The organism is Arcobacter iocasae (assembly GCF_042214795.1).
GTDB lineage: Bacteria > Campylobacterota > Campylobacteria > Campylobacterales > Arcobacteraceae > Arcobacter > Arcobacter iocasae.
In genome coordinates this window covers 285434-311646 of record NZ_CP090177.1, presented here as the reverse complement: position 1 = coordinate 311646, position 26213 = coordinate 285434, and the positions used below count along the sequence as shown (strand labels likewise).

General features: G+C 28.2%; 26 protein-coding genes. 19 read left to right on the top strand and 7 right to left on the bottom strand.

The window, feature by feature from the left end; all coding sequences use genetic code 11:
* Nucleotides 1-83 precede the first annotated feature (83 nt).
* From LXN10_RS01660 to LXN10_RS01650, 3 genes are all read left to right on the top strand, one after another.
* A complete protein-coding gene (locus LXN10_RS01660; protein ID WP_375724229.1) occupies nt 84-578 on the top strand; it encodes a protein disulfide oxidoreductase in 495 nt (164 codons plus the stop codon).
* A 51-nt stretch (nt 579-629) separates the two neighbouring features.
* Nucleotides 630-1469: a bifunctional helix-turn-helix domain-containing protein/methylated-DNA--[protein]-cysteine S-methyltransferase gene (locus LXN10_RS01655; protein ID WP_375724228.1), complete on the top strand. Its 840-nt coding sequence runs from the start codon at nt 630-632 to the stop codon at nt 1467-1469.
* An 85-nt stretch (nt 1470-1554) separates the two neighbouring features.
* On the top strand, nt 1555-4935 hold the full coding sequence (locus tag LXN10_RS01650) for an ABC transporter substrate-binding protein (RefSeq protein ID WP_375724227.1): 3381 nt from the start codon (nt 1555-1557) through the stop codon (nt 4933-4935).
* A gap of 34 nt (nt 4936-4969) precedes the next feature.
* Here the strand turns inward: LXN10_RS01650 and LXN10_RS01645 are convergent, their stop codons facing one another.
* Nucleotides 4970-7093, bottom strand: coding sequence for a methyl-accepting chemotaxis protein (locus LXN10_RS01645; protein ID WP_375724226.1), 2124 nt, complete (start codon nt 7091-7093; stop codon nt 4970-4972).
* 545 nt (nt 7094-7638) lie between these two features.
* Here LXN10_RS01645 and LXN10_RS01640 point away from each other — a divergent pair.
* The 13 genes from LXN10_RS01640 to LXN10_RS01580 all read left to right on the top strand — a co-directional run bounded on the left by LXN10_RS01640 (nt 7639) and on the right by LXN10_RS01580 (nt 17925).
* Nucleotides 7639-8190: a CD3072 family TudS-related putative desulfidase gene (locus tag LXN10_RS01640; protein ID WP_375724225.1), complete on the top strand. Its 552-nt coding sequence runs from the start codon at nt 7639-7641 to the stop codon at nt 8188-8190.
* Entirely contained in the window at nt 8187-8912 is a 726-nt protein-coding gene (locus LXN10_RS01635) for a transporter substrate-binding domain-containing protein (protein WP_375724224.1), read from the top strand. The genes LXN10_RS01640 and LXN10_RS01635 overlap by 4 nt, the downstream gene beginning before the upstream one ends.
* The gene (locus tag LXN10_RS01630; RefSeq protein ID WP_375724223.1) at nt 8913-9566 is read left to right on the top strand and encodes an amino acid ABC transporter permease; all 654 of its coding nucleotides are present in this window, start codon (nt 8913-8915) and stop codon (nt 9564-9566) included.
* Between the two features lie 307 nt (nt 9567-9873).
* Nucleotides 9874-10572 carry an energy-coupling factor ABC transporter permease gene (locus LXN10_RS01625; protein WP_375724222.1) on the top strand — a complete coding sequence of 233 codons (699 nt, stop codon included), beginning with the start codon at nt 9874-9876 and terminating at the stop codon, nt 10570-10572.
* Nucleotides 10559-11377, top strand: coding sequence for a sirohydrochlorin cobaltochelatase (locus tag LXN10_RS01620; protein ID WP_375724221.1), 819 nt, complete (start codon nt 10559-10561; stop codon nt 11375-11377). The genes LXN10_RS01625 and LXN10_RS01620 overlap by 14 nt, the downstream gene beginning before the upstream one ends.
* The gene (locus LXN10_RS01615) at nt 11367-12059 is read left to right on the top strand and encodes an SAM-dependent methyltransferase (RefSeq protein WP_375724220.1); all 693 of its coding nucleotides are present in this window, start codon (nt 11367-11369) and stop codon (nt 12057-12059) included. Before LXN10_RS01620 ends, LXN10_RS01615 begins: the two co-directional genes overlap by 11 nt.
* Nucleotides 12059-12769 (top strand): precorrin-8X methylmutase, encoded by a 711-nt coding sequence (locus LXN10_RS01610; protein WP_375724219.1) that lies wholly within the window; start codon nt 12059-12061, stop codon nt 12767-12769. Before LXN10_RS01615 ends, LXN10_RS01610 begins: the two co-directional genes overlap by 1 nt.
* On the top strand, nt 12759-13208 hold the full coding sequence (locus LXN10_RS01605) for a (2Fe-2S) ferredoxin domain-containing protein (RefSeq protein ID WP_375724218.1): 450 nt from the start codon (nt 12759-12761) through the stop codon (nt 13206-13208). Before LXN10_RS01610 ends, LXN10_RS01605 begins: the two co-directional genes overlap by 11 nt.
* A complete protein-coding gene (gene cbiD, locus LXN10_RS01600; RefSeq protein ID WP_375724217.1) occupies nt 13208-14230 on the top strand; it encodes a cobalt-precorrin-5B (C(1))-methyltransferase CbiD in 1023 nt (340 codons plus the stop codon). The genes LXN10_RS01605 and cbiD overlap by 1 nt, the downstream gene beginning before the upstream one ends.
* Entirely contained in the window at nt 14224-15396 is a 1173-nt protein-coding gene (gene cbiT, locus LXN10_RS01595) for a precorrin-6Y C5,15-methyltransferase (decarboxylating) subunit CbiT (protein WP_375724216.1), read from the top strand. The genes cbiD and cbiT overlap by 7 nt, the downstream gene beginning before the upstream one ends.
* Nucleotides 15393-16136 (top strand): precorrin-4 C(11)-methyltransferase, encoded by a 744-nt coding sequence (gene cobM / locus LXN10_RS01590; protein ID WP_375724215.1) that lies wholly within the window; start codon nt 15393-15395, stop codon nt 16134-16136. The genes cbiT and cobM overlap by 4 nt, the downstream gene beginning before the upstream one ends.
* Nucleotides 16130-17146, top strand: coding sequence for a cobalt-precorrin 5A hydrolase (locus LXN10_RS01585; protein ID WP_375724214.1), 1017 nt, complete (start codon nt 16130-16132; stop codon nt 17144-17146). Before cobM ends, LXN10_RS01585 begins: the two co-directional genes overlap by 7 nt.
* Nucleotides 17146-17925: a precorrin-3B C(17)-methyltransferase gene (locus LXN10_RS01580; RefSeq protein ID WP_375724213.1), complete on the top strand. Its 780-nt coding sequence runs from the start codon at nt 17146-17148 to the stop codon at nt 17923-17925. The genes LXN10_RS01585 and LXN10_RS01580 overlap by 1 nt, the downstream gene beginning before the upstream one ends.
* A gap of 9 nt (nt 17926-17934) precedes the next feature.
* Here the strand turns inward: LXN10_RS01580 and LXN10_RS01575 are convergent, their stop codons facing one another.
* Genes LXN10_RS01575 through LXN10_RS01560 form a run of 4 tightly spaced genes read right to left on the bottom strand, consistent with a single transcriptional unit; the run spans nt 17935 to nt 21310 of the window.
* The gene (locus LXN10_RS01575; protein WP_375724212.1) at nt 17935-18507 is read right to left on the bottom strand and encodes a class I SAM-dependent methyltransferase; all 573 of its coding nucleotides are present in this window, start codon (nt 18505-18507) and stop codon (nt 17935-17937) included.
* A gap of 31 nt (nt 18508-18538) precedes the next feature.
* Entirely contained in the window at nt 18539-19138 is a 600-nt protein-coding gene (locus LXN10_RS01570; RefSeq protein ID WP_375724211.1) for a pyridoxamine 5'-phosphate oxidase family protein, read from the bottom strand.
* A 1-nt stretch (nt 19139) separates the two neighbouring features.
* Complete coding sequence (locus tag LXN10_RS01565; RefSeq protein WP_375724210.1) at nt 19140-19721, bottom strand: DJ-1/PfpI family protein; 582 nt, start codon at nt 19719-19721, stop codon at nt 19140-19142.
* An 11-nt stretch (nt 19722-19732) separates the two neighbouring features.
* Nucleotides 19733-21310 carry a molybdopterin-dependent oxidoreductase gene (locus LXN10_RS01560; RefSeq protein WP_375724209.1) on the bottom strand — a complete coding sequence of 526 codons (1578 nt, stop codon included), beginning with the start codon at nt 21308-21310 and terminating at the stop codon, nt 19733-19735.
* Nucleotides 21311-21398: 88 nt separating this feature from the next.
* Between LXN10_RS01560 and LXN10_RS01555 the strand changes: the two genes are divergently transcribed.
* Nucleotides 21399-22766, top strand: a complete 1368-nt coding sequence (locus LXN10_RS01555; protein WP_375724208.1) for a PLP-dependent aminotransferase family protein — start codon at nt 21399-21401, stop codon at nt 22764-22766.
* Between the two features lies 1 nt (nt 22767).
* On the opposite strand, the gene aat is transcribed toward LXN10_RS01555, so the two are convergent.
* On the bottom strand, nt 22768-23433 hold the full coding sequence (gene aat, locus LXN10_RS01550; protein WP_375724207.1) for a leucyl/phenylalanyl-tRNA--protein transferase: 666 nt from the start codon (nt 23431-23433) through the stop codon (nt 22768-22770).
* Nucleotides 23434-23514: 81 nt separating this feature from the next.
* On the opposite strand from aat, the gene LXN10_RS01545 reads away from it, so the two are divergent.
* Nucleotides 23515-23886: a DUF6172 family protein gene (locus LXN10_RS01545; RefSeq protein ID WP_375724206.1), complete on the top strand. Its 372-nt coding sequence runs from the start codon at nt 23515-23517 to the stop codon at nt 23884-23886.
* Here LXN10_RS01545 and LXN10_RS01540 read toward each other — a convergent pair whose 3' ends face one another.
* A complete protein-coding gene (locus tag LXN10_RS01540) occupies nt 23887-24744 on the bottom strand; it encodes a damage-control phosphatase ARMT1 family protein (protein WP_375724205.1) in 858 nt (285 codons plus the stop codon).
* 168 nt (nt 24745-24912) lie between these two features.
* Between LXN10_RS01540 and LXN10_RS01535 the strand changes: the two genes are divergently transcribed.
* A complete protein-coding gene (locus LXN10_RS01535) occupies nt 24913-26211 on the top strand; it encodes an NCS2 family permease (protein ID WP_375724204.1) in 1299 nt (432 codons plus the stop codon).
* Nucleotides 26212-26213: the final 2 nt, after the last annotated feature.

The window sequence follows — 26213 nt, the reverse complement described above, 5'->3', positions numbered from 1 at the left end:
GTACTTATTTTCTTTTATCTAAACACATTACCAACAATATAAAACTATAATTACTATTCTTAGAATTTCAAGTAAGGGAAAAGATGAATGACAAAATAAAAAAGTATCTTAAAGAGGGTATTATAATTGTATTGATGTTGATAATAGCTATGAATGGAATTAGTTATTATAAAGCACTTGATTTAAACAAAGATAGACTAGATATAAATACCTTCACTCTTCTTGATGGCAAAACTTATGATATACCTAAAGATAAGCCCGTACTTATTCATTTTTGGGCTTCTTGGTGTCCTATTTGTAAAATAGAAGCTGCAAATATTGAAAAAATTTCTAAAGAGTATGAAGTAATAACCATAGCCGTTCAATCTGGAAGTAAAGAAGAGATACAAAATTATTTAAAGCAGAATAATCTTACTTTTAAAGTTGTAAATGATGACGATGGATTTTATTCTCAAAAGTTTAATATCAAAGGTTTTCCCACAACATTTATTTATGACAAAGATAAAAAACTAAGATTTAGTGAAGTAGGGTACACAAGTAGGGTTGGTCTTTACGCAAGAATGTTATTGAGTAAATAAAATAGCAAGATTCGGATTGTAAATTTTTGTTTTAAATAATATACTTTGACTATGAATAAATTAGAAGAAAAAAGCAAATATTATGAAGATATTAAAAAAGCTATTGAATACTTTGATGAAAACTACTCTAATCAACCAAATTTAGATGAGGTGGCTAAACATATAGGATTGAGTAAACACCATTTTGCAAGAATCTTTAAAGAGTATGTTGGTGTTACTCCTATGCAGTTTTTACAAGCAACTACTTTTTCATATGCAAAAGAGAAACTTCAAACTTCAAAGTCTATCTTAGATACTTCTCTTGATTTGGGTTTATCAAGTTCTAGTAGACTGCATGAACTCTTTGTTAATTTTATAGGAGTGACACCACATGAATATAAAAAGATGGGTGAAAACCTTGATATAACTTATGGATTTGGTTTTTCGCCCTTTGGTAAAACTATGATTGCAAGTACCCAAAAAGGTATATGTGCTTTGGAGTTCTATGATGACAGTTGTGCTGAGGTTTTAAATAGACTCAAATCTTCTTGGAAGAGTGCAAAATTTGTCCAAGATGATAAAAAAGCCCAAGAGTTATTGGATAAAATTTTTATCAATAATGAAAAAACAGATATTTTTATAAAAGGAACAAATTTTCAAATAAATGTTTGGAAAGCCTTATTAAATATTCCCAAAGGGAAAGTCTTAAATTATTCAGATGTAGCAAATTTACTTGGTAAACCAAAAGCAGTAAGAGCAGTAGCAAGTGCAATTGGTGCAAATCATATTGGCTTTTTAATTCCTTGCCATAGGGTTATTTCAAAAAGTGCAACAATGGCTGGATATAGATGGGGAATAAATCGGAAGAGGGTTATTCTAGCATATGAAGAAGTAGAACTTAAGCTTACTTAATATGATTTTTTTATAACTAAAATATTTTACAAAGTTTCATAAAATTCAATATTTTGCTATACTAAGTAAAAAATATTGGATATTTATGTTAAAAATAACTTTAAAACTCTTTTTAATAGCATTTTTATTTACTTTTCTTTATTCAGATGAAAAAGTAACTTTACAGCTTAAATGGTTCAATCAGTTCCAATTTGCTGGATATTATGCTGCAAAAGAAAAGGGTTTTTATAAAGATGTTGGCTTAGATGTTGATATTAAGCAAAGAGACCTTAAATATAATAATATAGAAGAAGTAATAAAAGGTAAAGCCCAGTATGGAGTTTCAGATTCTATATTGATACTTTATAAAGCGCATGGTGAGCCAGTAGTCATTGTATCTCCTATTTTCCAACATAGTGCCAGTGCTTTAATATCTTTAAAAAGTAGTGGTATTAATTCTCCTTATGACTTAGATGGAAAAGATGTTCTTTTTTATCCTAATGATACAGATGGTTTTGCAATATTAGCTATGCTAAAAAAGTTAAATATAAAACCAAATTTGATTAGAGAAAGACAAAAAGACGATTATTTAAAACTTTTAGATAAAGAAGTTGATGCTTCTCCTGTTTATTTGAGTAATGAACCTTTTTATTTTAAAAGTAATAATATAGATATTAATATTATCAATCCTTCTAATTATGGTTTTGACTTTTATGGGGACATTTTGTTTACTAGTGAAAGTGAAGCAAGAAATCATCCCCAAAGGGTCAAAAAGTTTAAAGAAGCGACATTAAAAGGTTGGAATTATGCTTTAGACCACCAAGAAGAGATTATTAAACTAATACACAATAAGTATAATTCGTCAAAGTCAGTTGAACATTTACGATATGAAGCAAAAGCCATAGAAAAACTCATTTCCAGAGAAATAATACCTTTAGGAAGTGTTGATAAGGGTAGAATTAGATATATCTCAGATTTATATAATGAATATGGTTCAAATGTAAAGGCATTTAATATAAATGATTTTATATTTGAAGATTATACTAAAGATTATTCGAATATAAATTTGAGTCAAGAAGAAAAAAAATATTTAGAAAATCATCCTGTCTTAAAAGTGCAAAATTTAACTACTTTTCCTCCTTATAACTTCTATGAAAATAATAAAGCCCAAGGTTACACAGTAGATTATATGAATTTGATAGCAAAAATTCTTGGGGTTAAAATAGAGTTTATAAGTCAGAAGAGTTGGAAAGAGTTTATTAATATGTTAAAGAATGGGGAACTTGATATTATACCTCATATTGCAATTAATAAAGAAAGAAGTGTATTTGTCGATTTTACTGATATTAAGCATATACTTTATCAGCCAAGTTTAGCAGTAAGAAAAGGCTCAGATATCAAATCTTTTAATGATTTAAAAGATAAAACAATAGCTGTATTAAATAAGTCATTTTTACATACTATTTTAAAAAATAAATATCCTAATCAAAAACTTTTTTTAACTTCTACAACAGTGGAAGGAGCAGAAGCAGTATCTAGTGGTTTAGCAGATGCTTTTATTGGTAACTTGGCAACTACAGAATATTATATTAAACAACATTGGTTAAGTAATTTAGAGATAATACAATTAAAAAATGTAAAATACATACCCAAAGAGGCACCATTATATATGGGAGTTTCAAAGGAAAATAATCTTCTTAAGTCTATATTAGAAAAAGCAAATAGAGAAATGTCTCATAATAAAGTTATAGACTTAAAAGAAAAATGGTTAAATCTAAAACCATCTAGTAGTGTAAAATTTACAGATGAACAGTATAAATATTTATTAAACAAAAAAACTCTAAAAATGTGTGTAGATCCCGATTGGTTACCTTTTGAAAAAATAGAAAAAGACAAACATGAGGGGATGAGTGCTGAATATATTAAACTCTTTGAAAAAGAGTTGCCTGTGCCTATTGAATTAGTTAAAAGTAAAAATTGGTTAGATACTATTTCCTTGGCACAAAATAGAGCTTGTGATTTTATAACTATTATGAAAAATAGAAAAGAATATGGTGCAGGTTTTGATATGACTAAAAATTTGATGAATATGGATTTAGTTATTGCAACAAAAATTGATAAACCTTTTGTAAATGATATTTCAAGTTTAGCATTTGAAAAACTAGCTATCGTAAAGGGTTATGGGTATGGAGAAATATTAAAAGATGAATATCCTAATATAAATATTATAGAAGTTAAAGATGCAAAAGAAGGCTTAACAAAAGTTGACAATAACGAGGTTTATGGTTTTATTGATGTTCTTCCTCTTGTAGCTTATAATATTCAAGAAAATTTTGTAGCTAATATAAAAATAGCAGGTAAATTAGATAAGAGAATAGGTTTTTCTATGGCAACAAGAAATGATGAACCACTATTAAATGAAATAATGAATAAATTAATATCAAATATACCAATAGAAAAAAATAAAGAGATTTTAAATAAATGGCTATCAATAAAATATGAAGAGAGTATAGATTTTAAGCCTTTAATTTATGTTATTCTTGTTTTTTCTATTATTCTTTTTATTATTATTATTAAAAATCGAGCGATAAATAAACTTAATAATAAACTATCAGAATATCTAAATATGATAGATGAGAATGTTTTAACTTCTTCCACAGATTCAAAAGGAATAATAGTATCTGTTTCCCAAGCATTTTGTGATATTAGTGGTTATACAAAAGAAGAATTATTAGGTAAAAATCACAGAATAATAAGACATGAAGATATGCCAAATGAATTATTTTCTCAATTATGGAGTACTATCTCAAGTGGAAAAAAATGGACAGGTGAAATAAAAAATAAAAAGAAAAATGGAGGTTATTATTGGGTAGATGCAACGATTTCTCCTATTTTTGATGAAAAGAAAAATATTGTAGGTTATACAGCAATTCGCCATGATATAAGTGATAAAAAGAAAGTTGAGAGTATATCAATTACAGATGAATTAACAAAACTATACAATAGAAGATATTTTAATGAGATGTTTGAGAAAGAGTTAAGTCGTGCAAAGCGGGATAATCATTTTTTTGCATTGATTATCTTAGATGTTGATTTTTTTAAACAATATAATGATTTTTATGGACATCAAAAAGGTGACTATGTTTTAGAAAGTATTGGGAAAAGATTGATTGAAATATGCAAGCGTTCATCTGATACTCCATTTAGAATAGGTGGAGAAGAGTTTGCAATAATATTTACTCCAAAAGATAAAGAAGATGCTTTAAATTTCGCTAAATTAGTCAATGAAAAAATAGAAGAGCTGAAAATCGAACATAAATACAATAAAGCAAGTGATTATATAACTGCATCTCTTGGATTATATGTAGCTTATGCAGATGAAATAGAAACATCTGAACATATCTATAACTTTACAGATAATGCTTTGTATAAAGCAAAAGAGAGTGGACGAAATAGATTTGTTTTATATGAGAATGAGAAAGAGTAAGTTATTTAAAATAAAGAGAGATTGACTCTCTTTATTATTTATTAGTAAAATGCTTTCTTAATGTTGTATTTTCTTTTCCTTCAAATTCTTTATTTTGTGCATCATTAATAATCTCTTTTGCCAATGAGTCAGTTTCTATTGCAATAGTATTTGTTTTTGCTGCGATAGAAGCATTTTGTTGTGTTTGTTGGTCAAGCTGATTTATAGCATCATTAATTTGTTTGATACCAATTTCTTGTTCTTTACTTGATACTGAAATATCATTGATTTTTTTTGTAGCATTTTCAATATTTTCTAATAATGAATTATATCCATCAATCATATTAGCACTAATGCCTTTACCTTCATTTGTTTTAGCTGTAGCATTTTCTACTAAAGATTTTATCTCTTTTGCAGCTTCAGCACTTCTTGATGCCAAATTTCTAACTTCTTGTGCAACAACGGCGAAACCTTTTCCAGCTTCTCCCGCTGTAGCCGCTTCTACTGCTGCATTTAGTGATAAAATATTTGTTTGGAAAGCTATTTGATCAATGATTGTAATTGATTCATTTATCAATGTAACTTGATTTGTAATTTCTTCCATTGCTTTGGCTGTATTTGAGGCTTGAGATTGACCTAATTTTGCAGAATCAGTTAAATTATTAGCAAAACTGTTCATTTCAACAATATTTTGTGCATTGCTTATAATTGTGCTTGTTATCTCTTCTAAAGCAGCAGCCGTCTCTTCTAAAGAGGCAGCAGCTGATGTAGATGAATTATTTAATGTGTGAACATTAGATATTAAAGTATTTGAAGAATCTCCTAATGTTAAACCAATTTCTAAAGATTTTTTAAGAAGTTCAGAGATACTACCTCCTAAGCTATTTACTCCCCTAGCAAGTTTTTCTAGATGAGCCTTTTTCTTATCTATTGAAATTTTTGTTTTATAGTTAGAGTTAGAATAATCAGACATTACTTCCAAAATATCATCAATATTTTTTTCCAAATTTATACTCATATTATTCATTATTGAAGTAAGTTCATTTAATGCTGGGTTTGATGATTTCTGATTAATTTTTGGAGTAAAATCTCCTTCTTCATAACTTTTTAATGTATTTATCGAATTATTAATAAGTTGCCTATCTTCTTCAATTTCTTCTTCGATTAGTTTGATTTGACTATTTACAACTTCTGCCATTTCACCAATTTCGTCTTTTGAATCAACTTTTAAAGGAATAACTGAATCTGCTTCTCTACTTAAGTATTTAAAAAAGTTAAATAATCCATCTTTGAAAGTTTCAATGTTTTTTATAATAGATTTAATAGTTATCATAGATAAAAATGCAATTATGATTAAAAAAACTACACCAATTATAATTAAGAGTTTTTCTAAAGCTTTTATTTTTGATTTTACTTCAGTACTTACATAAGTAGATAATTTCTCCAATATGAGATCTGTTTGATGAATCGTTTTTCTCATTTCACCTTTGATTCCTTCTTTACTATTTAATCCTATTAATTCTTCTGCTTTAACTAGAGCTAAAAAATCATTTTTGTAATTTTTTAAATCAGCAGAAATATTTTCAGTAATAAAGTCTTTAGCAAGTAATTTATCAATCTTTTCTTTAAAGTTATTAACATATTTTAAATTGCGTCTAAGCATAAAATCTTTTTCTTGTTTTCTTAAGTCATATACCATAGAAAGGAGTTCATAATTATTAGCTTTTTTAGCACTTTCTTGTACATTGTGAACACTATTACGCAAGCTTCCATATAAACCTATCTTTTCATTAAGTCCAATTTCAACTTGTGCTTTTACAAAGCTTGAAAACTTTTCTTGGTAGTCAATTATGACTTTTTTAAAATCTTTCACATAATTTATATCAAAATTATCTTCAAATAGATTATTCTCTAATGTCATAATGTGTGAATTTATTGTAGTTATATTTTTATTAAATTTATCTACATAACTTATTTCTTTACGAATAATAAAGTCTTTTTCATCTCTTCTAAGCATTAGCATATCAGATTTTAATACTTCAATCATGATTTTATTTTCATCTAGTTTTTCTATTTTTATAGATGAAAAATAAAAAAATACAACAAAAAAAACTAATCCAATTATACTAATTAGAGTAGAAATTATAAGTTTCATTTTTATACTTATTTTACTAAACATTTATATCCTTCTTTATATTAATGATAAATTAATATAATCTGAATTTTACTTTAAATAGCTTATAATTAAATTTAATAAAAAGATTAGATAAATGAAGAAAAATAAATTTTAGGTATATAGATAAAGAAAATCCAGTTAATTAAGTTACTAACTGGATAACTACTTTTTTAAGTTTAAATATTATTATTTTGAAGCTTTTTTAGCCTTTTTGTCAGCTCTTTTTTCTTTTAATGATTTTGCAGGTTCTGTTTTAACAGATTTCTGTACATCTTTGCCTTTTGCCATTGTATTTCCTTTCTATAAGTTTATTAGTTCAGTATATCCTAATAGTTTAAATAAAGTGTTGTGAAAATAAACTAATAATTACAAAGAGTTTTATTTATTAATAGCATAAATAAATATTTAAAATATTTCATCACCCTTTAAGATAAAACTAATTAAAATACTAATATCTAATTTTAAGTTTATTCCAAGGTTTGGAACGACAATACTATTTATATCTGTCACAGCTACTTTATTTGGAAACTATTATTTTAAGGTTTTTCATGCTTCGAAGTAAACGAATTCTTCTATTAAGTCACTGTTTATTAAATGTAAATGCAAAGGTCTATAAACTTGCAAACTATGAAGGATGTTTTGAAACTCTTCTTTCACCTTTGATGAAAGAAGGTTATGGTTTTATTCAACTTCCTTGTCCTGAACTAATTACTTGTGGTATTAATAGATGGGGACAAGTAAAAGAGCAATATGAAACTGAGTTTTTTAGAAAGCAGTTTAAATCTTTATTAAAGCCAATTATCTATCAACTTCTTGATTATAAAAATAATGGTTATACAATTTCAGGGTGCATAGGTATTGATGGTAGTCCTAACTGTGGTATAACAAAAACAACTCGTGGAAAATGGGGTGGAGAAATAGATGATACATTTAACTTAGAAGAAACATTATCTTCTACAAGAAGTGTCAATGAAAAAGGTGTTTATATGGAAGTTTTTTCTGAACTTTTAGATAAAAACAATTTAGACTTAAAATTTTATGCTGTAGATGAAGCAGATCCAAGTTCATCAGTGAAAAATATATTAAAGGAACTTTTATGAAAAAAATTATTGCAGTCGTTTTATTGGCATTTGGTATTTTTGCCCATGCCCAAAAAGATAGTATTACAGTTGGCCTTTGTGCTGCTTATCCTCCATTTGAATCAAGAGATGAAAAGAGTGGAAAAATTGTTGGTTTTGACATTGACCTAGCTCAAGAAATAGGAAAAGTTATAAACAAAAAAATAGTGGTAAAAGATGCAGAATGGCAAGCATTACTTGGTGGACTAAAAAATAATAATTTTGATGTTATTATAAGTGCTATGAGTCGTCAAGAAGCAGGAGCAAATAATGTGAATCTTTCTGATACTTATTATTTGTTAAATGATGTACTTGTTGTTAGAAAAGATGATAAAAGTATAAAATCAAAAGAAAATTTAAAAGGTAAAAGTGTTGGTGTTCAACTAGGTAGTGGAAGTGAGCAAATAGTTGATAAATTAGATGATTTAGGAAAAGTGGCAAGATATAATTATAATCCAGAAGCTTTTCTAGATCTAAAACATAAAAGAATTGATGCTGTTGTAGTAGGTTATGCATATGCATTGACTCAAAAAGATTTTAACAAAGAATACAAAATAGTTGATAATTTAGCTCCATCTCAATTGGTTGCTGTAATGAAAAAAGGCAATGACTCTTTAACAAAAGAGATAAATAGTGCTTTAAAAACACTAAAAGATAATGGAACTTATGACAAACTAGTTAAAAAATGGTTGGCAGTAAAATAAGTGAATTTTAATGTAGTATATGAAAACCTAGGATTTTTACTAGAAGCTTCATGGCTGACAATATATTTGTCTTTTGTCTCTTTTGTGATAGCTTTTTTTATTGGCTTGATTATTGGGACATTGAAAAGTTTTAAAATACCTAAAGTAATTAATTCTATTTTTTCAATCTACATTGAGATATTTAGAGGAACACCACTTTTAATACAACTTTTTTTTATATATTATGGTTTACCTCAAATTGGCATTACAATGTCAAGTCATGAAGCCGCAATAATAGGATTATCTCTAAATTTTGGTGCATACATGTCTGAAATTGTTCGTTCTGGAGTAACTTCCATAGAAAAAGGACAGTATGAAGCTGCAAAATCTCTGGGATTGAGTAATTTGCATATGTTATTTTATATTATATATCCTCAAGCTTTGCGTATTGTTTTACCCTCTATTACAAATTCATATGCAGCGATTCTAAAAGATAGTTCATTAGTCTCAGTTCTTTCAATAACAGAGTTGACAAGAGCTGGTCAATTGATTTATGTGAGAACATATGAACCTTTTGAAATATATCTTACTCTTGGTGTATTTTATTTTATCATGACTTATTTAGTTGCAATTTTTTCAAAGTATCTTGAAAAAAGAATGAATTATTCTTTTTAAAACTTAACTAAATATTAAAATAATACTTAAGTATAATAGTTTAATAATTATTTAGGTAATATTCTTTATGAAACATTTAAGAGGTTATAAAAAACGATACTTTTCGTTAGCAATTATTGCAATGTATTCGACTTTGTTTAAGTTGTGTACTATAGATAATAATAGACAATACCATCTTAAAGCTATAAAATTTCAAGAATATAAAACTTCACCTCCCTTACTTACTTTAAATTACTAATCAAAACAATCATTTCATATAGTTAAATCTATAAACACATTTAAAATATTTATAATACAAGGACGAATCATGCATATAGAAGCAGGCATAGTGCAAGGTGCAAAAATCTTATTGAGTTATGGAACAGCTGCTGTTTCATTTGGAATTGCTATAAAAATGGCATTAAATAGTATAAAAAATAGTGGGATGATTCCATTTATTGTTAAAACTATAATTTCTACAATTTTAGTTTTTATGTTCTTTGAAGTACTTCCCCATCATCCAGTAGGTGTTTCAGAAGTTCATCTAATCTTAGGTTCAACTCTATTTTTGATATTTGGTGCTAGTTGTGCTGCTTTTGGTTTGGCTTTAGGTCTTTTGATTCAAGGATTGTTTTTTGCACCATTTGACTTACCACAATACGGTATGAATGTAACAACTATTCTTATGCCTTTATTTGCAATGGGTTATTTAGCAAAAAGAGTTATTCCTCAAAATATTGCATACAAAGATATTGCTTATAAAGATACTTTAAAATTATCACTTGCTTATCAAGGTGGAATTGTAACTTGGGTTGCTTTTTGGGCACTTTACGGGCAAGGCTTTGGAATAGAAAACTTAAGTGCAGTTGCTACTTTTGGAATCTCATATATGAGTGTTGTAATCTTAGAACCACTTATTGATTTAGCTGTACTTGCAGGTGCAAAAACACTTGGAAAATTAGAAAATAGTCCTTTTGTAGAAAAAAGACTTTATAAAGCAGTTGCACTGAAAAATGAAAAGATATAGACACTATAAAAAAGATAAAGCAATAATTTTATCGTGTTTTGGTTCTATAATTGAACAACAAAAATATTTAGACTTAAAAAAGAGTATTGAAGAGCAATTTGAAGGAATTGATGTCTTTATAGCTATTAGCTCTAGAATGGTTTTAAAAGGTTTGATTAAACATGGATTTGAGTATAAAAATTTAGCTCAAACAATAGCAGATGTTGATATGCAGGGATATAAGAATATTATAGTGGCTTCTATAAACCTTTTTCCAGCTTGTGAACATGAGCTTTTGAAGAAGACTGTTGAGGGATTTAGACATTTTTCATTTTCAAATATTAGATTATCAAATGCAATTTTTACAAGAACAAAAGATACAACACTTTTTTTAAAAGAACTTGACGAAACCATTTCTAAGAAAAATACGGCAAATCTTTATGTGATACATGGAACTCCAAAGTTAGAACTAGGAGGACTAGAATCAGTTTCTTATGCTGCTAGATACTTAGAACAAAAAAGAAAAGGAAACTATGCTTGCTCACTAGAAGGTGCCTTTCCTTTTTTTGCCATAAAAGATGAACTTATAAAAAAAATGAAAAAAGATGGCTTTAAAAAAGTTCAAATAGTACCTATGCTTTTAGTAAGTGGAAATCACTACATAAATGATATGGCTGAAATAAGTAAAGAGTTAGGTGAACATTTTAAAACAAAAATTGCAAAAAGTCTAAGTGAAGATGAAAAGTTTAATCTTTTACAAATGCCAACAATAAAAGAGATTATTGTTAATAACATAAAAGAAGAGATAATAAAACTTGGACACTAAAACAAAATTATATATGGTTTCATTAGGTCCTGCAAATTGGGAACTTGTGACCATAAAAGCCTTAAAGGCACTTCAAACATGCGGTGCTATTTGTATCCCTACTAAAAGTAAGGATCATAGCTTTACAAGGTCAATCACATATAAAATCATAAAAGATTTGATGGATGAATATGGTTTTTCAAAACCTATTATTCCAGTATACGCACCTATGCATTTTAAGAAAAAAGATTGGCAATATCAAGTTGACATTTTAGAAGACGCAATAAAAGAACATGGAATCGTATCTTTTGTGACACTTGGAGATGCAGCTGTATATAGTACAGTATATTATTTACTTGATATGATTAAAAAACAAAATAAAAAACTATATAAAAGAAGTGAAGTAATTGCAGGAATCACATCTTTTTCTTATGCCTCTTCAAGGGTAAAAAAACCTTTGTGTTTAGGTGATAATAGATTTGAGATTATTCCTTTACTTGGTAAAGATGTTCCTAGTACAAAAGTATATATGAGACCAAAAGTTGGACTTGATACCAAACATATGCAAGAAGATGGGACAATGTATACATTCCAAAATCTAAATTTTGCAGGGGAACATATCCAAAAAGGGAAAATACAAAAAGTAAAAAAATATATGACACTTTTTATAGATTTTTTAAAAACAAAAAAAGGTAAAAAATAATGGAGTTTTTAAAAGAAGAGCCTCCTGTAAATATTGGAGCAGATATTTCAATAAAATCATTTGAGATGATAACAAAAGAACTCCAAGATTATGAAAAAGCAAAAGAATTTGATGAAAATCAAATGGAAGTTATAAGTAGACTTATTCATACAACTACTTGTTTTGAAGAAGTTTTAGAAAATATCTTTTTTACAAAAGATGCAATTCCTAGAATACAAGAACTACTTAAAAAACAAGCAAAAATAATAGTTGATGTAAATATGATAAAAGTAGGACTTAGTGATTTTTATTTAAAACAATACTCCAACGAAGTAATTTGTTATATAAAAGAGCCCTTTACTTATGAAAGGGCAGAAAAAAATAAGACAACAAGAAGTTATGCAGCAGTAGTAGAAGCAATAAAAAGACACAAAAATGAGCCTATGATTCTTGCTTGTGGAAATGCTCCTACTTTTATATATGCAGCTATAAATACACTTCTTGATGAAAATGTTGATCTTAAAAATGTAGCATTTTTACTTTTTCCTGTTGGTTTTGTAAATGTTGTAGAATCAAAAGATTATGGTAAAAGATTTTGTGAATATTTTGATGTGCCAGCAGTTATTATGGAAGGTAGGTTTGGAAGTTCAACTATGACAGTTGCAACTTTGCATGCCACATATAAATTAATCAAAGATTTTGATGGAAAAGATAAATATAATGGAAAATAAAATCTATAATAATATGGGAAGTGAAGTGGCTGTTGGCTTTATTTGTAAGCCCAAAAAACTAGATCCAAATAAACCAATAATGCATTTTAAAACACAGCTTTTTATTTGTGATGGAGAGAGATGTTCAAAAACACAAAAAGGTAATGACCTAGCAGGAAAGCTAAGAGATATTATAAAAGAGTTAGATCTTCATAAAGGTAAAAATCGTATAAAAATATCTAGAACCAATTGTTTTGGGGCTTGTAGATTTAGACAAGTTGCAGTTACTTTTGAAAATACTAAAGTAAATGGAAATTTGGTCAATAATAATATTTGGTTAAAAAATATTCATAAATATGATGAATCAAAATGGAAAGAGTTATTTTTAGCTTTAAGTACAAATGAAGATCTTAGTGAAGATTTATATGCACAAGTTCCTATGAGTGAAATAGATGAGTAATGGGTGAAAAAGAATTAAGAAAAGGCTTAACAACTGGTGCTCATGCATTTTTACTTTTTTGTTCTGCCTTAACTGATTTTTTAGAAAGAAGAAAATTATCTATTTGTAAAATAAATAAGATGGATAATGATGATCTTGATGTGACAAAAGGGTGTGAGATAGTTGTATCAATTAGTGATAATTTAGAAGATTTAGAATTAAATAATATCACACACAATCCTTTTATTTATGAAGCTAATACAAATATATTAGCTATTTATGGAGGAAGTGGTGTTGGAATTGTTACAAAAAAAGGTTTAAAAATTTCTCCTTCTTTTCCAGCAATAAATCCAGTTCCAAGGGATGCCATATTTAAAGCCTTTGAAGAGTTAAGTTTTCAATATCAGAACTTAGATTTGAAGTGTACAGTTTCTGTGACAGATGGTGAAGAGATATCAAAAAGAACTGCTAACTCAAAAGTTGGAGTCATAGGTGGTATTTCAATTTTAGGAACAAAAGGGATTGTAAAACCAGTTTCTAGTTCTGCTTATATTGATTCCGTAAAAACTGAAATAGAGTTTGCCGTAAAAAATGGTTATGAAACTTTGTATTTTACTTTGGGTAATTCAGCCTTAGAAGTAGCAAAAAAATATTCAAATGAAGAAGCTATTATAGAAATAGGAAATTTTGTATTTGATTCTATTGAAATAGCAGTAAAAGAAGGTGCAAAAGAGGTCATCTTTTTATGTGGAATTGGAAAGATGGCAAAGGTTTATCAAGGTTTTAAAAATACTCATAATCGTTTTGGGGTGATAGATTTTGAACTACTTCAAAAAGATATAGAAGAAGAACTAGGATTTAAAGTGGACATTCAATCAACTTTGACAGTAAAAGGAATCTCCCAAGAGCTAGAAAAGTATGGGCTCTTAGTAGAGTTTTATCAAATGATAACAAAAAAAGCAAATGAACAAATAAAGCTTTGGCATAAAGATTCAAATGTAAAAGCCATAATATTAGAACAAAAGGATGTCTTAGGATGGTAACAATTATTGGTAATGGAATGGGAGAATACGATTTTTCTAATCTCAATATTGACACAACAAAATATGACAAAATATTATGTGATGTAAACTTTAAAGAAGAACAAAACAATATTCTAAAACTAAAATTCAAAGAGATAAAAGAGTATATAATAAGTAACTATGAAAAAGAAAACATCCTTTATGTAGTTACAGGAAGTCCTTTATTTTTTAGCGCTGGGATAATCATAGCAAATGCTTTACCAAAAGAAAAAGTAAAAATCATAAATAATACTTCAAGTAAAGATTATATGATGGAAAAGCTCTTTATTAGTGAGGCAAATATTGATACTGTTTCTTTACATGGCAGAGAGCATTTTGATTTATCAAGATTTTTGACAAACAGTTACACCTTTGTACTTTGTGATAAAGATTCAATTGAAAAAATAACTCAGGCTGTTAAGTTTTTAAATAAAGAGGATATTACTGTAAGTATAGGGTATAAACTTGGATATGAAGATGAGATTATAAAACAAATAGATATTTTCTCAAAGGAGCATGATTCTTTTGATTTATCAAAGCCTTATGTTTTAGTTATAAAAAGAAATTTTGCATTTAAAAATGAAGTAAGTGAAGATGTAGAGTTTGACACCCAAAGGGGAATGATAACTAAAAAATACAAACGACACCTAAGCTTACAAAATCTTGATTTAAAAGCAAATCAACTTTTCTGGGATATTGGTGCTGGAAGTGGAAGTTGTGGCATAGAAGCTTATACAAGATATAAAACAAGAACACTCTTTTTTGAAAAGAATGAAGAGAGAATAGAACATATCAAAAAAAATCTAACAAATCATAAGGTGATAGCTTGTGAACTTTTTGTAGGTGAAGCCCAAGATAAATTTGAAAGCTTGGAAGAAAATCCACAAAGAATATTTGTAGGTGGTGGAGGTGAAGAAGTTATAAAAAGGCTTCCTTATCTTTATGAAAGACTTGAAGAAGGAGGAATCATGCTAATAAATGCCATTACCTTAAAGCATCTTTCATTGATGAATATAGTTTTAAATGAAGCAAATATAGATTATGAAATCCACTCAATAAGCCTTACAACATATAAGGGAAAACTTGATCTTGTGGAACCTGAAAGACAACTTTTCCAAATAAAGATTATAAAAGAGGAAAGCAAATGATATATTTCATAGGTGCAGGTCCTGGTGACCCTGAACTTATAACTGTAAAGGCTATGAATATCTTAAAAAAAGCAGATGCAGTTTTATATACTGGCTCACTTGTTCCAAAAGAAGTACTCTCTTTGTGTAAAGATGATGCCTTAATTGTAGATTCACAAGGTATGAAATATCCAGAGATATTTGAGTTTTTATCTAAACATAAAGATAAAATAGTGGCAAGAGTGCATACTGGTGATCCTTCTATTTATTCAACTATTGCAAAACAAATTGAATACTTAAAAGAACAAAATATAAAATATAGTGTAATACCAGGAATCACAGCTGCCTTTGGTGCAGCTGCTAGTTTAGCAATTGAATATACTATTCCAGGAGTTTCTCAAACGATTATACTAACAAGAGTAGAAGGTAAAACTCCAAATCCTGAGAAACTAGAAAATATACTAGCCTGCAAAAATTCATCATTGGCATTTTATTTATCAATCTTACTTTTAAATAAGCTAAAAAAGAAGGCTTTAAAGTTAGGTTATAGTCCTGATACACCTTGTTGGGTAGTGGAAAAAGCTACTTGGAAAGAAGAGAAAATATATAAGGGAACTATATTAGATATCCAAAACAAAGTATCGCATATAAAAGGTGTAGCCCTTATACTTTTTGGGGAGTACCTAAATCAAAAAGAGACAGAAGAATCACATCTTTATGTAAAGCCTCTAATAAAAGAGTTAGGGAAAAATAAATGTTAAAAATAGCAATAATCTCTATAAATCAACCAAGCCTAAATAGTGCAATAAAATTAAATGAATATTTAAGTGAGTATGAAGTTGATATATATGGGAAAAAAGATTTACAATCTGATTTTGACAAATTTATTTGTTATGAAAAGATTGATTCTGTTTTAGAAAATGGCTGGAAAAAATATGATGCTATTATTTGTATTCTTGCTATGGGAATAGTTGTAAGAAAGATTGCACCACTTCTTGAAAGTAAAGCGACAGATCCAGCAGTTTTAGTTATGAGTATGGATTTGTCAAAGGTTATACCTTTACTTAGTGGACATATTGGTGGAGCAAATGAGTTAAGTGATGTAATTGCAAAAAAAATAGATGGTTGCATAAATTTTATATCAACTGCAACGGACCAAGTAAAGGTATTTGCATTTGATATGTTTGCCAAAAAAAATGCTATGAAAATAGAAAATTTAAATAAATTAGCAAATATCTCAAATAGACTTATAAACAAACAAAAAGTAAAGGTATTTACCTATAAGAATATCTTTGATGCTATTGATGATAAAAATAATTTGCAGTTAATTAATGCTGATGAAATTGATGAAAATACAGTAATCATAAATCCTTTAAAATCAAGTGACAAGTTACAGCTAAAACCAAAAATATATTTAGGTATGGGATGTAATAGAAATACAAGTTTTGAAGATATAGAAAAAGCTTTTTTCTACTTTTTAGATAAACATAACTTAGATTTAGAACAAATAGAAAATATAGCTTCCTTTGAAGCAAAAAATGATGAAGTAGGGCTTTTAACTTTTGCAAAGAAATATAACTTTGATATTGAGTTCTTTGATGAAAAACAAATAAATGCTTTAGAGGGTGAGTTTAGTCCTTCACAAGCTAAAAAGTTCTTTGGGCTAAAAGGTGTAGCAGAGCCATCAAGTGTGTTGGTATCTAAATACAAAGAGTTGATAATACCTAAAGAGGTATATGAAAAGAAAATAACAATTGCAGGGGCAGTTTAGTGAATAGATTATATATAGTAAGTAGTGGAGCAGGGGGAGTTCATTATATAACTCCAGAGGCAAGAAGAGCAATAGATGAGTGTGAGGTTGTAGTATCTTATACTAAGTATGCAAGGGAGCTTAAAAGTATACTGGAGGGTAAAGAAGTTTATACCTCTGGTATGACCCATGAGATTGAGCGATGTAGCCAAGCAATAGAATATGCAAAGCAAGGTAAAACTACATGCATAATCTCAAATGGTGATGCAAATGTATTTGGTATGGCAACACTTATCGTTGAGTTAATAGATGAAAAGAATCTATGGGATAGTATCGAGCTTATTTCTCTTCCTGGAGTGACTTCATTTTTAGCAGCAGCTTCAAAGGTTGGAGCTCCTGTGTCTCAAGATTTTGCGATAATTTCTTTATCTGATAGATTAACAGATATAAACCTAATAGATAAGAGAGTCAAGTCTGCTTTAGAGTGCGATTTTGTTATGGGTATATATAATCCAAAATCAAAAAAAAGAATTTTGCCATATCAAAACTTTCTTGCTAGACTTGATGAGGTAGAAGAAAAAATAGCAATCATTGCTCAAAATGTAGGAAGAGATGAAAAGGAAAACATAACTATCACTACTACAACTGAGTTAATAAAAGAAGATATAAACCATGAAAAAGTAGGTATGAACACAATAATCATAATTTGTAACTCAAATACAAAACTTACAAAAAATGGTTTAGTTCTTACTCCAAGAGGCTATTTGAATAAGTATGAGACAAGTGGAGAGTTAAAGTAAAAAAACACATTAGTGTTTTTTTACTTCTATTGATTGTTTTTTCATTCTATATAATTCATAAGCTTCATTTTCAAATTCATCATAATCTAAAATTTCAAATTCATCATCAAAAAAACTTTTTAATTCATCTTTTTGTAATAAAAAATCAGGGTTTGAAGATGGCTTTTCATTTATCTCATCATGCATATAAGTTTCTATAAATAGTATGCCATCAGTTTTGAGCGCAGAGGCTAATTTGGGTATTAGTTTCCTATCAAGAAAGTTTGTCATGATGATAAGATCATAGGCATTTTTAGATACTTCATATTCATCTAAATCAACTAGTTTACAAGTGATATTACTAAAGCCTTTTTTATCAAGTTCATTTAGGGCAACTTGAGAAATATCTATTGCTTCAACATCAAAACCCTTTGATGCAAGATAAATAGAATTTCTACCAGCTCCACTAGCCACATCAAGAGCTTTTTTACCTTTTACTTTTGTAAGTAAGTTGATTAGTTTTTTACTAGGCTCTCTTTTTTCAAGTAGTGAGGGCGTATTTTGATATTTTTTATCCCATTTTAATTTGTCATTTAGTGCCATTTTTTCTCTTTTTAATATTTTTTACAAAATATTATACTCTTTTAAACTCTTCAATTAACTTCAATGTTTCCAAATCTTTTGGTGTTCCTCGTTGTTTTAAATGGCTTGTTACTCTTTCATATCTCTCTTTTGTAAAGGCTTGTCCTAATTTAAATTTTGCCTTTGTTTGCTCAGGTATAAGTTTATATATGCAAGTTGCAGTGATGATTTTTTCATACATAGAATCATGTAGTGGTGTATAGTTTCCCTCTTTTTGATATTTTTTCATCAAGGCTTCTAGGGCTTGGGCTTTTTCATTATAATCTTCTACAAACTCAATTTTACCATCGATAATTATAGATTTAAAAAGGTGTGTTGCTGGTGCTGCATTTCCCGTATCTGTACTAAAGTATGAGGGAAGTAGAGAATAAGCTTCGACTACAGAAAAACTTGCATTTGCATTTTTATTTATATAATCTATTTTTTTACCCTTTTTTGCCCCATGAAAAAACATCTCATTGTTATATTCTACAAAATTAATAGGAAGAGAATATGGTTTGTTATCTACACATAAAGCTAGCGTTCCATATTCTACATTATCTAAAACTTCTTTTATAAGGTTTTTATCTGTTATTTCAACAATTTTTTGCATTTTATTTCTTTACCCAGTCAAATTGCATCTGTTTAGCTGTTTTGTTTGCCAATTCTAAATTTTTTATTTTTGAAACAAGGTGTAAACTCATATCAATGCCTGCAGAAATTCCAGCACTTGTGAGTATATTTTCTTCATCTACCCATCTTACATCTTCCACAACATCTAAAGTAGGGTAATCATTTTTTAAATCAGGAATATCTTCCCAATGTGTTGTTACTGTATGATTTGTAATAATTTTTGCCTCGGCTAATAAAAAAGCACCTGTACAAACAGAGGCTACTATTTTTGTATTTTTTGATTGCTCTTTTATCCAGTTTATTACAGTTGTTTTTTTTACTTCTTCTGTATGCACTCCACCAACTACAATTAGGACATCAGTTTGAGGTACATTTTCAAAAGTATAGTGTGAATTAATTTTATAATTACCCCTTGCTGTTACTGTAGGGCTTTTTTCACTTATCAAAAAAACATTAAATTTTTCCTTCTCATCTAAAAATCTAGAAGCCACAGAAAATACTTCAAAAGGTCCAGAAAAATCTAAAACTTCGGCATTATCATAAATATAAATACCTATATTCACTTTAATCTCCTTTATCTTACAGTTAATTTTATATCTTGAAAAGTTGCATTAGTGCCACAATCACTTATTTCATTTGAGGTGAGTCTATTTACTTGCTTATTACCTGCATAGATTAATATAGAATTTGAATAAATTCTTTCATCATTTTTCACTTTGATTTGTATAGAATCAATTTTAGATGATATTGTTACTAATTGATTATCTATAAAACCTCTGCTTGGATGAACATAAGCATATTCATCATATTTGAATTGCGAGTTTATTGTATCAGTATTTTTTGATGTTAAAAGATAATATTCATCATCTTTTAAATCTAATAATTCTACATTTTTTGTATCTTGTTCGATAAATTTTATATCTGGTTTATCATTTATTTTAGTTTTAAAACAATTAAGATATTCATCTTCACTAAGAAGCCCTTCAAAACCAAACTCTTTAAATAAATAAGAAGTAAGCTCATATTCACTTATGGCATAATCATTTTCTTCACATAATTCACAAAATATAACTTCATCATGTCCATAACTAAGTCTTATATCTTTTTTTTGTAAAAATGTTTTTGCAGGAATGATTATATCTGCATATTTGGAAGTTTCATTTGCAGTTGTCCCCATAAAGATGACAAAACTGTTTTTTAATGATTCTACAATATATTTAGCATTTGGAGCAGATATTACTGGATTTGCTCCTTGTATAAATACTACATCATAATCATCAAATTTAACATCTGCATAACTACAAGTTTTAGTAGGATTTATAGATATTTTGTTATCAAAAGGATAGGCGCTGTTAGCTAAGTACCAAACACCTCTATTTTTTTTATCGAAAAGATTTAGTTTATCACATACCTTATCTATCTCATGAAATATAGCTGCCCCTTCTTTATATTTTTGAGCCCCAACACCAAGCATTACAGATACTTTTTTGCTAGTCAATAGTTCTACTGTTTGGTTAAACTGCTCTTGCGTGATATTAAGTTTTATTAAATCATTTATATCAATATTTTCATCATTCAAAGCTTTTTGTAATAACTTTGCTAAAAGATAATCTCCTTTTGGAGGTATTTGTAAAAATACTTCAGATTTTTTAGCAATTGGTGTTTTTACTGGATCAATTGTAATAAATATTTTATCTTTTATCAATTTATAAATATGAGCTGATGTTTGTGTAAGATTTCGTCCCCAAACCAAAATTACTTCACTACTTTGAAGGTCTTTTATACTTGGGTTTACATTATACTTTCTTCCCATCTCAATTCCAGCTTCTCCTCCTGCATCACAAATACTTCCACTTGCAAATGTAGCACTAATTTTTTCAAAAAAAACCATTGGAATTTTTTGCATAACACCCATGTTACCGCTACCCTTATAATACAAAACTTTTTGATTGGGTTCTTTTAATTTTGCTACAACTTTTTTTAATGTAGTATTTAAATCTTTATCAATAATATTTTTTTCTTGTATAAGATATGCAAAATTTTTACATAGCTTTTTATTTGTAATATAATCATCATTTGGTTTACAAATACCATTTTTATATACAACTTCACAAGCATCAAAACAATCCATTGGACATGCTGTTAATTTCATCTTGAGCCTTTTATTTTATTTGTGATAATATATCATTTATCTGTACTTGTGACAAGTGACAATGAATTAAAATAATTAGGGGACAGTTTTGTATTTTATTGATAAAAATAATAAGACACCTTTACATATACAATTATATGAAGAGATAAAAAAAGAGATAATTCATAATCTAAAAGTTGGGGATAAACTCCAATCCATAAGAAAAGTTGCCGTAATATATAATTTAAGTAAAACTAGTGTTGAAGGTGCATATTCTCAACTTGTAGTAGAAGGTTATATTGATAGTTATCCAAAAAGTGGATACTTCGTAAGTGATACAAATTATAAAAATTTTAATGATGATAGTATTATTGTTATTGAAAATGAACAAAAAGCTGATAATTTTATTTATAATTTTTATCCAGCAAGATTGGAAAAGGATTCTTTCCCTCTCAAATTATGGAAAAGAATTTTTAATAAAGCCATAGATGAGACAATTGATTTTGGTGGATATTCTGATGGGCAAGGGGAGTATGGCTTAAGAGATGAGATTGCTAAATATTTAATAGAATCTAGAGGTGTAAAGTGTAATGCAAGCCAAGTTATTGTTTGCAATGGATTTGATGATTCCTTAGGATTAATAATTAGACTTTTAAATAAGAAATATGATACTTTAGCAATAGAACACCCTGGTTATCATATAGCTAGAAAAGTTTTTGAATCAAGTGAGTATAAAATAAAAAAAATACCAGTTGATAAAAATGGGATTGATTTAAAAGAACTAGAAAAGTCAAAAGCAAAATTAGTTTATATTACTCCGTCACATCAATATCCTACGGGAGTTGCTATGCCCATATCAAATAGATTGAGACTTTTAGATTGGGCAGAAAAAAATGAAGCTTTGATTATCGAAGATGATTATGATAGTGAATTAACATATGAAACAAGACCAATACCTGCTTTGCAAGGTTTAGATAGTTTTGATAGGGTTGTTTATGTGGGAACATTTTCTAAGTCACTCTCACCTGCTATTAGAGTTAGTTATTTAGTTGTTCCAAGACTTTTGTTAAAAGAATTTAATGATACTTTTGAATCAAGAGTATGTTTATTTACTCAAAAAACTTTAGAAAAGTTTATGAGTGAAGGGCATTGGGAACGGCATTTGCGAAAAATAAGAACCCTCAATAAAAAGAAACACAATCTCATGAAAAAAGTACTTGAAGAAAAACTAGGTTCCACTATGAAAATAGTAAATCAAGGTGGAGGTTTAGCTATACATATTAGTCCAAAAGTTTCTTTTGATTGGGATAAATTAGAAGAAGTATCAAGAAATAATAGAATAAAACTTCATTATGCAAAAGAGAGAAGTGGTGGAGAATGGCAAGCACTTATGATGGGGTTTGGTGGATTTAAAGAAGAAGAGATAGAAGAAGCAGTAAGTGCTTTTTCTAAGATTTGGCATGAGTGTATCTTATAATTTAGTTTTTTAAAATTTTAAAATATTCTTCTCTAGGTATCTCTTTTGCTCCCAAGCTAGCAAGATGGTCATTATAAACTTGACAATCAATTATTTTGATACCATTTTGTTTTGCTTGGTTGCATAAGTGATAAAAGGCTACTTTTGAAGCATCTTTTTCTAGGGCAAACATACTTTCTCCACAAAATACATCACCAATGAGTAAACCATAAAGACCACCTACAAGTTTTTCATCTAAATAACACTCAATAGAAAAAGCGTATTCAAGGTGGAAAAGATTTGTATAGGCTTGTATGAACTCATGGCTTATCCAAGTGCTATCTTCGTGTTTTCTTTTTATATTTGCACATGATTTTATAACATCTTCAAATCGTTCATTTGACTTTACTACAAAACCTTTGTTATTAATAACTCTTTTTAGGCTTTTAGTTAGTCTAAACTCTTCTGGATATAAAACCATTCTTTTTTTAGGACTAAACCAATGTATGTAATTGTATTCATCTATGAACCAAGGGAATATTCCATTTTGATAGGCATTGATTATTCTTTGGGGATGAAAATCACCACCAATAGCTATTAAATCATCTTTCATCATATTTAAAGTTGGAAAATCAAAGTTATTATCATCGAGAAGGTAAATTTTTTCTTTATCATCTAATAGTTTCATAAGCAAAATGTTATCTCAATTTCACTAAAAATTGTCATCAAATAGAATAGATTTAGATATAATTGCAAAAAAAGGAAAAATTTGAAAAAAACTTTTAAACTACAAGTAGAAAATAAAAAAACTGAACGAGTAGTAGAATCAATAAAAAATGAGATAAGAAAATATATAAAAAGAGAACAAAGAAAAGCTTTACCAGAAGATAAAAACTATTGGTTTTTTGATTGTAAATTTGCAAAAGGCGATGAAACACCAGTTGAAATTCCACTTTCTCATGTTATCAAATCAATAGATTTAGCAGCAGCTGATAATTGCGAAACTTTTTATTTAGAGATTATTGCAAGAGCAGAATTTAGAAAAGAAAAACAAAGAGTTCAATCTTTAGACGAAACTACTTCTGAAGAATTAGAGACAAGTGAAGAACTAAATGAAGAGATAAACGAAGAGGATATTTAATCATCCTCTTTTTAAGATTATCTCTCCTAAATTTCTAGATATAGTATTTGCTACAACATTACATTTTACTTTAAATAAGAAAAAGATTTTATTATCTTTGTATGATTCTAAGCACTCAAAATTACCCATACCTTTTGATAACACTAATGGTGTTTTGTCAAATAGTTCCATGAACTCTTTTGAAGCTCTACTTTTATCTAATCCTGGAGTATCAACTCCTGAACTAATCACTTGGCAATATTTGTCAATACCACTTTGCAAAGCCTCTTTTGTAGTGATGTCATTTATTATAGCTTTTCCTCTTGTAGCATAGTGTATTTTAATATTTGGATATAAGTTTACTATTGTTTTAACTAATACTTTATCAAATACATTCTCACCTGCATTATCTGCTAAGATAATCAAAGAGTCTGTTTTCTCTAACTTCTCTTTAAATATTTTATAATCATTTATTGAAAAATCTGTTTCAAAGATAGAATTTATTTCATCATCCAAGCTAAACTCTCTTGTTGTAGCAAAATCAATTACATTTCCTGCAACTGCAGCTTTTATTGCAGTAAAAAGTTTATCCTCACTTGAAAAGATTTTATCTTCTATTAGAGGTAAGTATGTAGTAGCTTTTTTGATAGATTCTTGTTTTAATGTTTCTAGTGGATCTTTTAAATTTGTTTTAAAACCTAAGTATTCATAAACTTCTTTAGCTACAAAGGGAGGTGACTTTTTAAAATCAAAGTCTAAGGCTTTTTTTTCTACTTCATTATTTATCTCTTTTGCTAAAGTTTCATCTAGTTTTAGTAGTTTTGTTGCTTTGTCTATTTGTCCAACTATACACTCGACACAATCTTTTGTTATATTCATCTTTTCACTTTTGTATTTTTTGTTATTATAGAAAGTTTTTCTTTATATAAGGTAATATTTTATTGCTTTAATAAATAATAATTCATTTTTGGATATTATTCGAGGGTAAAAAAGCAAGAAAATATTTCTTCTTTTCTCTCTTTTTAAAATTATTACATAGGATTTGATGTGGGTTTTTTTAAATTAAAAAAATACAATACAAATGTCAAGACAGAGTTTACTGCTGGGTTAACGACATTTTTGACGATGATGTATATCGTCCCAGTAAATGGATTTATACTTGCAGACGCAGGTCTTCCAATGGATGCAGTTATTACTGCCACTGCTTTAATTACTATTTTAGCTACAATTTTTTCAGGTCTTTGGTCAAATACTCCAATTGCTATGAGTGTTGGTATGGGACTAAATGCTTACTTCTCATACGGTTTAGTTTTAGGTATGAAAATACCTTGGCAAACAGGTTTAGGTATAGTTTTTCTTTCTGGTATTTTATTTGTTATTTTATCTTTTACAAACTTTAGAGTTTGGATTATGACTTCTATTCCACTTAATTTAAGAAGAGCAATTAGTGCAGGTATTGGTACTTTTATCGCTTTTATTGGTTTAAAACAAATGGGTATGATAGTTGCAAGTCCTGCAACATTGGTTACTTTAGGTGATTTTACAAAAGACACTGTTTTATTGGGTACTTTTGGTTTGATCTTGACTTTTGTATTATTTGCTTATAACTTAAAAGGTGCTTTTATTTTATCTATTCTTGTTACTTCAATAGTTGGATGGATGTTTGGTATTGGAGCAGCTCCCACATCATTGTTTTCATCTCCTGCATCTATTTCACCAATATTTTTCCAGTTAGATATTATGAGTGCAATTAGTTTGTCACTTTTACCTGTTATTATTACATTTTTAGTTACTGATATGTTTGATACTTTAGGTACTTTAACAGGAGTTGGATCAAGAGCTAATCTTTTTCAAGAAAATAATAAAGATGATAAATCTTTACAAAAAACACTTGAGGCAGATGCAATTGCAACAGTTGGAGGAAGTTTATTGGGTGTTTCGACAACTACAGCATTTGTTGAAAGTGCTTCAGGTGTAGAAGCTGGTGGACGAACAGGATTAACTGCTGTTTTTACAGCACTTTTATTTGTAACAACTCTGTTTATGTTACCACTTTTTAAATCTATTCCACCAAATGCAATTTATCCTATTTTGGTAGTTGTTGGAGTATTGATGTTTAGTGAACTAGGAAAAATAAATTTTGAAAAAGTAGATTTTGCAACTTCAGCAGCAGCTTTTTTTATAGTTTTACTTATGCCATTGACTTATTCGATTACAAATGGTATATCAGCAGGTTTTATTGTTTATACAATTATAAAATTAGTTAAAAAAGAGACAAAAGATATAAATATTGGAATCATTCTTTTAACATTTATTTCTTTATTAGTTTTTATATTAAGAGGTTAGAA

Excerpts from the sequence above, each read along its gene's own strand:
- LXN10_RS01575 (WP_375724212.1), bottom strand. The coding sequence starts at position 18,507 with ATGGCACTAAATGACAAATTAAAATGGGATAAAAAATATCAAAATACG.
- LXN10_RS01655 (WP_375724228.1), top strand. The coding sequence starts at position 630 with ATGAATAAATTAGAAGAAAAAAGCAAATATTATGAAGATATTAAAAAA.
- LXN10_RS01560 (WP_375724209.1), bottom strand. The coding sequence starts at position 21,310 with ATGAAATTAACAGCATGTCCAATGGATTGTTTTGATGCTTGTGAAGTT.
- LXN10_RS01620 (WP_375724221.1), top strand. The coding sequence starts at position 10,559 with ATGAAAAGATATAGACACTATAAAAAAGATAAAGCAATAATTTTATCG.
- cobM (WP_375724215.1), top strand. The coding sequence starts at position 15,393 with ATGATATATTTCATAGGTGCAGGTCCTGGTGACCCTGAACTTATAACT.
- LXN10_RS01585 (WP_375724214.1), top strand. The coding sequence starts at position 16,130 with ATGTTAAAAATAGCAATAATCTCTATAAATCAACCAAGCCTAAATAGT.
- LXN10_RS01540 (WP_375724205.1), bottom strand. The coding sequence starts at position 24,744 with ATGAATATAACAAAAGATTGTGTCGAGTGTATAGTTGGACAAATAGAC.
- LXN10_RS01650 (WP_375724227.1), top strand. The coding sequence starts at position 1,555 with ATGTTAAAAATAACTTTAAAACTCTTTTTAATAGCATTTTTATTTACT.
- LXN10_RS01635 (WP_375724224.1), top strand. The coding sequence starts at position 8,187 with ATGAAAAAAATTATTGCAGTCGTTTTATTGGCATTTGGTATTTTTGCC.
- LXN10_RS01605 (WP_375724218.1), top strand. The coding sequence starts at position 12,759 with ATGGAAAATAAAATCTATAATAATATGGGAAGTGAAGTGGCTGTTGGC.
- LXN10_RS01645 (WP_375724226.1), bottom strand. The coding sequence starts at position 7,093 with ATGTTTAGTAAAATAAGTATAAAAATGAAACTTATAATTTCTACTCTA.
- cbiT (WP_375724216.1), top strand. The coding sequence starts at position 14,224 with ATGGTAACAATTATTGGTAATGGAATGGGAGAATACGATTTTTCTAAT.
- LXN10_RS01640 (WP_375724225.1), top strand. The coding sequence starts at position 7,639 with ATGCTTCGAAGTAAACGAATTCTTCTATTAAGTCACTGTTTATTAAAT.
- LXN10_RS01570 (WP_375724211.1), bottom strand. The coding sequence starts at position 19,138 with ATGCAAAAAATTGTTGAAATAACAGATAAAAACCTTATAAAAGAAGTT.
- aat (WP_375724207.1), bottom strand. The coding sequence starts at position 23,433 with ATGAAACTATTAGATGATAAAGAAAAAATTTACCTTCTCGATGATAAT.
- LXN10_RS01625 (WP_375724222.1), top strand. The coding sequence starts at position 9,874 with ATGCATATAGAAGCAGGCATAGTGCAAGGTGCAAAAATCTTATTGAGT.
- LXN10_RS01660 (WP_375724229.1), top strand. The coding sequence starts at position 84 with ATGAATGACAAAATAAAAAAGTATCTTAAAGAGGGTATTATAATTGTA.
- LXN10_RS01610 (WP_375724219.1), top strand. The coding sequence starts at position 12,059 with ATGGAGTTTTTAAAAGAAGAGCCTCCTGTAAATATTGGAGCAGATATT.
- cbiD (WP_375724217.1), top strand. The coding sequence starts at position 13,208 with ATGGGTGAAAAAGAATTAAGAAAAGGCTTAACAACTGGTGCTCATGCA.